Source organism: Sphingobium sp. D43FB (genome assembly GCF_002312805.1).
In the GTDB taxonomy this organism is placed as follows: Bacteria; Pseudomonadota; Alphaproteobacteria; order Sphingomonadales; family Sphingomonadaceae; genus Sphingobium.
Map to the genome: position 1 here is coordinate 1 of NZ_NMUA01000072.1, position 6,349 is coordinate 6,349.

5 protein-coding genes and 2 pseudogenes are annotated in these 6,349 nt (G+C 56.3%); 1 reads left to right on the top strand and 6 read right to left on the bottom strand.

Going from position 1 to position 6,349, the window contains the following annotated elements; translation table 11 throughout:
- The 4 genes from SxD43FB_RS22655 to SxD43FB_RS22670 all read right to left on the bottom strand — a co-directional run.
- Positions 1 to 1,348 (bottom strand): FAD-binding oxidoreductase (locus SxD43FB_RS22655; protein WP_096064054.1); only part of this gene is annotated, 1,348 nt, incomplete at its 3' end.
- The gene (locus SxD43FB_RS22660; protein ID WP_255245867.1) at positions 1,345 to 1,800 is read right to left on the bottom strand and encodes a hypothetical protein; all 456 of its coding nucleotides are present in this window, start codon (positions 1,798 to 1,800) and stop codon (positions 1,345 to 1,347) included. The genes SxD43FB_RS22655 and SxD43FB_RS22660, both read right to left, overlap by 4 nt.
- A 116-nt stretch (positions 1,801 to 1,916) precedes the next feature.
- The gene (locus tag SxD43FB_RS22665; RefSeq protein ID WP_096064055.1) at positions 1,917 to 2,528 is read right to left on the bottom strand and encodes a UbiX family flavin prenyltransferase; all 612 of its coding nucleotides are present in this window, start codon (positions 2,526 to 2,528) and stop codon (positions 1,917 to 1,919) included.
- 132 nt (positions 2,529 to 2,660) lie between these two features.
- Complete coding sequence (locus tag SxD43FB_RS22670; RefSeq protein ID WP_255245868.1) at positions 2,661 to 3,710, bottom strand: TonB-dependent receptor; 1,050 nt, start codon at positions 3,708 to 3,710, stop codon at positions 2,661 to 2,663.
- 73 nt (positions 3,711 to 3,783) lie between these two features.
- Between SxD43FB_RS22670 and SxD43FB_RS22675 the strand changes: the two genes are divergently transcribed.
- The gene (locus SxD43FB_RS22675) at positions 3,784 to 4,980 is read left to right on the top strand and encodes an IS256 family transposase (RefSeq protein WP_096064056.1); all 1,197 of its coding nucleotides are present in this window, start codon (positions 3,784 to 3,786) and stop codon (positions 4,978 to 4,980) included.
- A gap of 15 nt (positions 4,981 to 4,995) precedes the next feature.
- On the opposite strand, the pseudogene SxD43FB_RS22680 reads toward SxD43FB_RS22675, so the two are convergent.
- Together SxD43FB_RS22680 and SxD43FB_RS22685 are read right to left on the bottom strand one after the other, a co-directional pair.
- Positions 4,996 to 5,403: pseudogene (locus tag SxD43FB_RS22680) on the bottom strand (TonB-dependent receptor); the annotation flags it as partial.
- Positions 5,404 to 5,452: 49 nt separating this feature from the next.
- A pseudogene (locus tag SxD43FB_RS22685) lies at positions 5,453 to 6,229 on the bottom strand (transposase); the annotation flags it as partial.
- Positions 6,230 to 6,349 lie beyond the last annotated feature (120 nt).

The following is a 6,349-nucleotide window of genomic DNA, read 5'->3' on the forward strand; positions in this document are numbered from 1 at the left end:
AAAGGTCGTAGGCGCTTTTGCGCATAGCCTCGTCGGCCCGGTCGTACATGATCATCAGAATGTGATGCATGTCGCGCCAGCCGACCAGGAATTCACCGATATAGTCGAAGCCATGGTCGTGGCAGCGCCGCTTGATGAGATTATATTGCGCAAGAGCTTCCGAGCCACTTGGCGCGGATATCGGTGAGAAGTTAATATGCCCGCCGCCACCAACCCAGTTCATGATGCTAAATTCAGTCATATTTGGCTCGCCGCGCATCAGTCGCACGCGGTAGTCCCAGGCCGGGTCGTTCTCACGGTTGAGATACAATTTGGCCCCCGGGATGCTCATCAGCGCGTCCTCGACGATCTTCCAGTTGTTCGCGATCACAGGAAGTGGTCCATACAGCGCCCCATAATAATTCCACATCCCCAAATGCAGGTCCGAGGCGATCCGAGTGCGGATTGAAGGTGGCAGGGGGCCCTTGCCGTCGAAGTAATGATGACGCGTCATCTTGGCAGACGCTTCCCACAAAAGATCAACTGCGACAGCGGCGTTGGGGATTATCTGATTAACCTTGAGCGGGCGCGTGATCTCGAAGATAGCCTCGAGGTCCTCTTCCCGCTGGTAAGTTATCATGAAAGGTTTGTAGCCGGGGGGTTCAGGCATCAGCCAGATGCCCATTTTGGTAACTACGCCGAAATTTGATTGGGTGAACATGCCGTCGAACTGAGGCCCAGAGGCGTGCTTGGTCGCCTGCCAATGTTTCGAGCCTGCAAGAGCCCCCTGGCCGGTCCGTATCACGTCGCCGTCAGCGAGCACCACTTCCATGCCGCACTGCATGATGAAATGGTCGCCATAAGGCGTATAGCCTGCCCCATGCTCCAGCGCGTTGCCCATCACGCCGCCCCATGCCGGTGCAGCTGGATCAACCCACAACTTACTGCCAATTGCGCGCAGGTGCCGGTATAACTGCATGTACGATACACCCGGTTCGACAAGGGCGTGACCGTATTTTTCGTTGACTTCGAGAATTCTGTTCATGCGTCGCAGGTCGAGGATGACGTAGCCGGACTTGCGGGGGGCAGGGCCGCCATAGGCAAGATTTCGACCGGTGCCGATCGTCCAGAGCGGGATTTTGTATGCGTTGGCGATCGCCAGGATCTTCTGAATCTGTTCGACCCCGTCGGGTGCAACCGCTGCGGACGGCAGCATGGCATCATCGGCTAGTGGCGAATAAGCGTCGCGATAACTCGAAAGAGGTTGTTCATCAATGAACACCCACGCTTTGCCTACCACCCCGACGAGCTCGTCAAGCGCCTTTTCGAAGTCGGCAGGTGCAATTCCCTGGGGAACAATAGGGCTCATGGCCGGTGTCCTTCCAATTCATAAACCCACGAAGTCAGCATACCCGGGCTGCTGTCGGGCAGCGAGCACTCGGCTGATGTGCAGATGTTCGCCGATGGCTCAGATCTGCCATCAACGGCGTCACGCAACTTTTGCGCGACCGCCACTGGCCAGTCGTGCGCGGCGGCCTCGAGGAGGCGAGCTTCGCCCACGGTCCGATGAACCCACCTACTGTCTGTATAATGATGTTGCCAAAGAAGACGCGAATAAGCGCCACGATGGCTCAACACCATGCCGGCGATCATCGCGGCGGGGTCAGAGGTTAGCCCAACAATCATGCCTACTGGCGCTTCGAGCTCTTCGAGCAACCCGTTGAGCGAGCGGTCGATACGGATTACTTTATCTACTGATCCGCCAACAGCCAACGCGGAGGCGAACTGGCGGCTTTCGGGGACGGCGCTTTCCTCAACCAACGTGACGCCATGGTGCGCTCTTGGCATTCTGAGAAGAAAGCTTCCCAAGCCTGTCGCTGCAGCTCCGGCCGCGCAGGCCCCTAACACATCCCTACGTCTGATCATCCAATCCATCATCACTGCCTTTCGGGTTGGAGTGGGGTCGAAGTTTCGGCGCGTTCGCCGGTAAGACCCTGCCAGCGATCCTGTATGTTACCATGTACGCCAAACTGATCGAGCACCCGCATACAGCTATGATCGACGATGTCGCACAGGTTGATGGGGCGACTATAAAATGCAGGAACCGGAGGAAAAATCACCGCTCCCATTTCAGTGCATGCGATCATGTTGCGCAGGTGTGCGAGGTTTAGCGGTGTTTCACGCGTCATCATCACCAATCTGCGCCTTTCCTTGAGCATGACGTCAGCTGCGCGTGTGATCAAATTGTCGGATAGCCCGTTGGCAACCGCGGCGAGCGTCCTCATCGAACATGGAGCGATCACCATACCCTCGCACAGGAAAGAACCGCTCGCGATGCTTGCGCCAACATTGCGAATGCTGTGAAGCACATCGGCGGCATCCTCAATCTGCTGACGACCGTCAACAAGTTCCTCGCGGATGTTAAGCAAGGCGGCTTTCGACATGATGAGATGGGTTTCCCAGCCTCCATGATCTCTCAGCATTGATAATAGACGCTGCCCATATATCGCACCTGTCGCTCCGGTTATGGCGACCACAATACGTTTCACAGGGAAGCAACCTGCAAATATAATGGTTTCAGAACTCTATAAAAAGGGCAGACCGCTACAGTCATAAATATTACCTCACCTGAATGTTTCAACCCCAAGGGCGACGACCGGCGCCGCCCCTGGTTTGCAGTATCAATAGGTATATCCGACTTTAAGAAACCATTCCCGCGGACGAGAATAGGTTGCCTCTGCGACGCCACCGACATTCAGATCGACGTAACCACCCTGAATGTAGCGCTTGTCTGTCAGATTGGTAACGCCCGCAGTTACTGTGAAGTGATCTCCAGGTAATGTATAGGACGCGTTCGCGCCAAATACGCTGTAAGCGGATTGAAAAAGCTGTGGACTATTGACGGCGTCCTTGAACGTGCTGCTCTGATAATACCAGTCGCCGCGGATGGTCAGCTTACCCTTTTCATTGTCAAACGCTGTAACATTAGCCGCGACTGTCGTCGTCCATTTCGGCACAAAGGCGAATTTCGAGTCGAGATTGACAGGGAACGCCGAAGGATCCACCGATCGATATTTCGCATCGAGGTAACCTAAACCATAATCAATCCGCAACCAGTCGGTCGGAGCGGCCTGCCCTTCGATTTCGAAGCCCTTGATCCGTCCCTTGCCACCATTGCGCACCTTAGGCGCAATCCCCTCGTTCACGACGATCTGAATGTCGGAATAATCGGACTGGAACAGGGCCACGTTCAGACGCAGGCGCCGATCGAACAACTCGGTCTTTAAACCGATTTCGTAGGACGTAACGAATTCCGGCGTGAACGACGGAGTGACCTGTTCAGCCGGGAAGATGCGCTGACTGAAACCGCCATTCTTGAAACCCCTCGAATAGGAAGCATAGCCCATGACGTCGTCGGTGAACTTATAGTTAGCTGATACAGCTGGCGTCCATTCCTTTGCCTTCGCGGAGACTTCCACAGCCGGAAGAGTATGATTCCCGCCAGGATTGACTGCCGTGGGCACGCACGCCGGGTCAGGGAACCCGTTTGGCAGAAGCTGCGGTACCGATTGCCCGACGAGGCAACGACTATACTGTATGAATACGCCATCCGGATACGGCGGAAGTACGCCTTGCGTATAATCACGGTATATGACCTGCGCGGAAGGATCGAAGCGCTTCGCCTCATCGGTATAGCGAATACCTGGGGTAGTGTGCGGGGAGTTCTGCAAAATCCATTGAGGATCTGAGCGGCCATGGCAGGCTGGTGATGTTCGAAGTCACCAACTCCAATGGAGCCCCACCATGACCAGGAATGAGAATAGACCATCGATAGCCGCCGTCAAAGATTTGATGGGATCGAACCGCGATGCTTTGCGAGAGATCGTGCAGGATTTGCTGCAGGAGATGCTGGAAGGCGAGATGACCGATGTGCTTGGCGCTTCGAAGAGCGAACGGGCTGACGGCCGCGTTGGCTATCGATCCGGGCATTATAACCGGACGCTGATCACGCGGGTGGGGAAGCTGGAGCTGCGTGTGCCGCAGGATCGCGACGGCCGTTTCTCGACAGAGTTGTTTGAGCGCTATCAGCGTTCAGAACAGGCGCTTGTGGCATCATTGGCCGAGATGTACGTCCAGGGTGTGTCGACCCGGAAGGTGAAGGTCATCACCGAAGAGTTATGCGGACACAGCTTCTCGGCTTCGACGATCTCGGCGATCAACAAGCGCCTGGACGAGAGCTTGACGGCCTTTGCCCGGCGGCGGCTAGACGAACCGTTCGCCTATCTCATCATTGACGCCAAGTATGAGAAAGTCCGCCAGGCAGGCGTCGTACGCTCCTGCGCTGTGCTCGTGGCACTGGGCGTCGATTGGGAAGGCAGGCGCCAGATTTTGGCTGTTGAGCTTGCCAACCGTGAGAGCCGATCCTCCTGGAAGGACTTCCTCGTCGGCCTTAAGGAGCGCGGCCTTCGCGGTGTCGAATATGTTGTTGCTGATGACCATGCCGGTTTACGCGCTGCTGTTCGCGAGGTGTTGCCCGATGCCTGGTTCCAGCGCTGTTACGTGCATTTTTTGAGAAACGCGCTCGACCATCTGCCGCGCAAGGCTGACGACGACTGCCTTCAGGAGCTTCGCTGGATTTACGATCGTCGCGAACTCTCCGAAGCAAAAAGCGATCTGGCTGCCTGGCTCAGGAAATGGTCGCCGCGATATCCCAAACTCACTAGCTGGGCTGAGGAGACCATCGAGGAGACGTTCACCTTCTACCGGCTTCCGCGGCAGCATCATAAACACATGAAAAGCACAAATATGCTCGAGCGCTTCAATGAGGAAATCAAGCGCAGGACAATCGTCCTGCGCATCTTTCCAAACGAAGACAGCTGCTTGCGCCTCATACGCTCGCTGGCCGTCGAGACCCATGAAAACTGGCTTGAAGCCAATCGCTATCTCAACATGAACGACCTTAAGGAGATGAAGAAAGCCGATCTGCGTCAAGCCGCATAGCCAGCTTCCTGGCCGCTATTTGCAGAACTTGACGCACACAACCATACCTGGCGTTATCGACAGGCGATCGGTTACGTCAAAGGTCGCCTGAAAATAGGCCGCATAGCTATCATTGTTTATCTTGCCGCCGCTGAAGAAATTGGCAAAGCCAAAACGCAATGGCTCGATATCCTGCCCCTTTTCTTTCAGGTAGAAGGCACCAAATGTAAACTTCAATCGATCGTCCAGGACCTTTCCAATCAACTGAAGTTCCTGTGAAGCCTGCCAAAGCTTAATGTTGTTCGTAAGCTGTAGAACCTCATGAGGCGTAGCGTCGAAGTCATATTCGATAACCGACTTCTGGTCGCGGTATGCGCTAATCGACTTGAGCGTTACATCACCCATTTCATATTCCAGCGTCAGGTTCGTTCCCCAGAGGTCGAAGTCGGATCGGTTGGGTAATTGCTCACGGGGTCGGCAATTGGTGGGCTGATCAGGCGACCATGAATCTGCCGTCGACGAGTTCGCGGATGGCTACGAGGGCCGATTTGCCGCTGAGACGAGCGGTTCCGGTGACGGATCGATATCCAGCGTGGATCTGGGCACCCCAGTCGGACCGGAAGCCGTTGGTGACCTTGCGGAACACGACTGAGGGGCGGATCTCGCGCTCTGATATATTGTTGGTCGCAGGGACGTTGCGGTTGGTGAGGAAGATGAAGAACTTGCTTCGCCAAGCCTTGATTTGTTTGAGCAGAACACGTCCCGCAGGGTGCGCGACAGGCATCTGTACCAGGCGGGTCAGCAGATTGTCGGCCTTCGCAGCGTAGGCGGCCAGCGTTGTGTCCTTCAGGCTGCTTCGTCGCTTGCCGATGCGGATCGCCCAGCGCAGGTGGTCGCGGACTTTGGGGGCGAAGGCGGTATCCCCGCAGTCGATGGCATACTGAACATCGCGCAGGACATGCGCGAGGCAGACCTGATGCTCCTTGCCCAGTTCCTGCTGTCCGGCGTAGCGATCGGAGACCCACACATCAGGTTGGTGGCCGCCCAGCACCTCCTCAGCAACACTGCGCGCCCGGCGCGGGGCGATCTTGTGCAGGACCGCGTCTTTCGAGAGGAAGACCCATTGCCAATGGGCAATGCCGTTGGTGCGCGTGGACGTCTCATCGGACGCGATAATCTTTGCCGTGAGCAACTTGTCGGTGATCGCCTTCGTGGCTGCTGTCATTCCGGCCTCCATACGCCTGAACGCATTGGCGATCGCCCCGGGAGTGTCAGGATTTCCGTGTGCGGGCGGGCGGTTGATCATCAGGCCGCCATGGCTCTGATGAAACGTTCGCCGAAGATCACGGCAAATTGCGCCTTCGCCATGGTCCACTCACGTGGTGGCATC

What these genes read in the sequence shown, in the direction of transcription:
- SxD43FB_RS22675 (WP_096064056.1), top strand. Translation starts at nt 3,784, where the DNA reads ATGACCAGGAATGAGAATAGACCATCGATAGCCGCCGTCAAAGATTTG.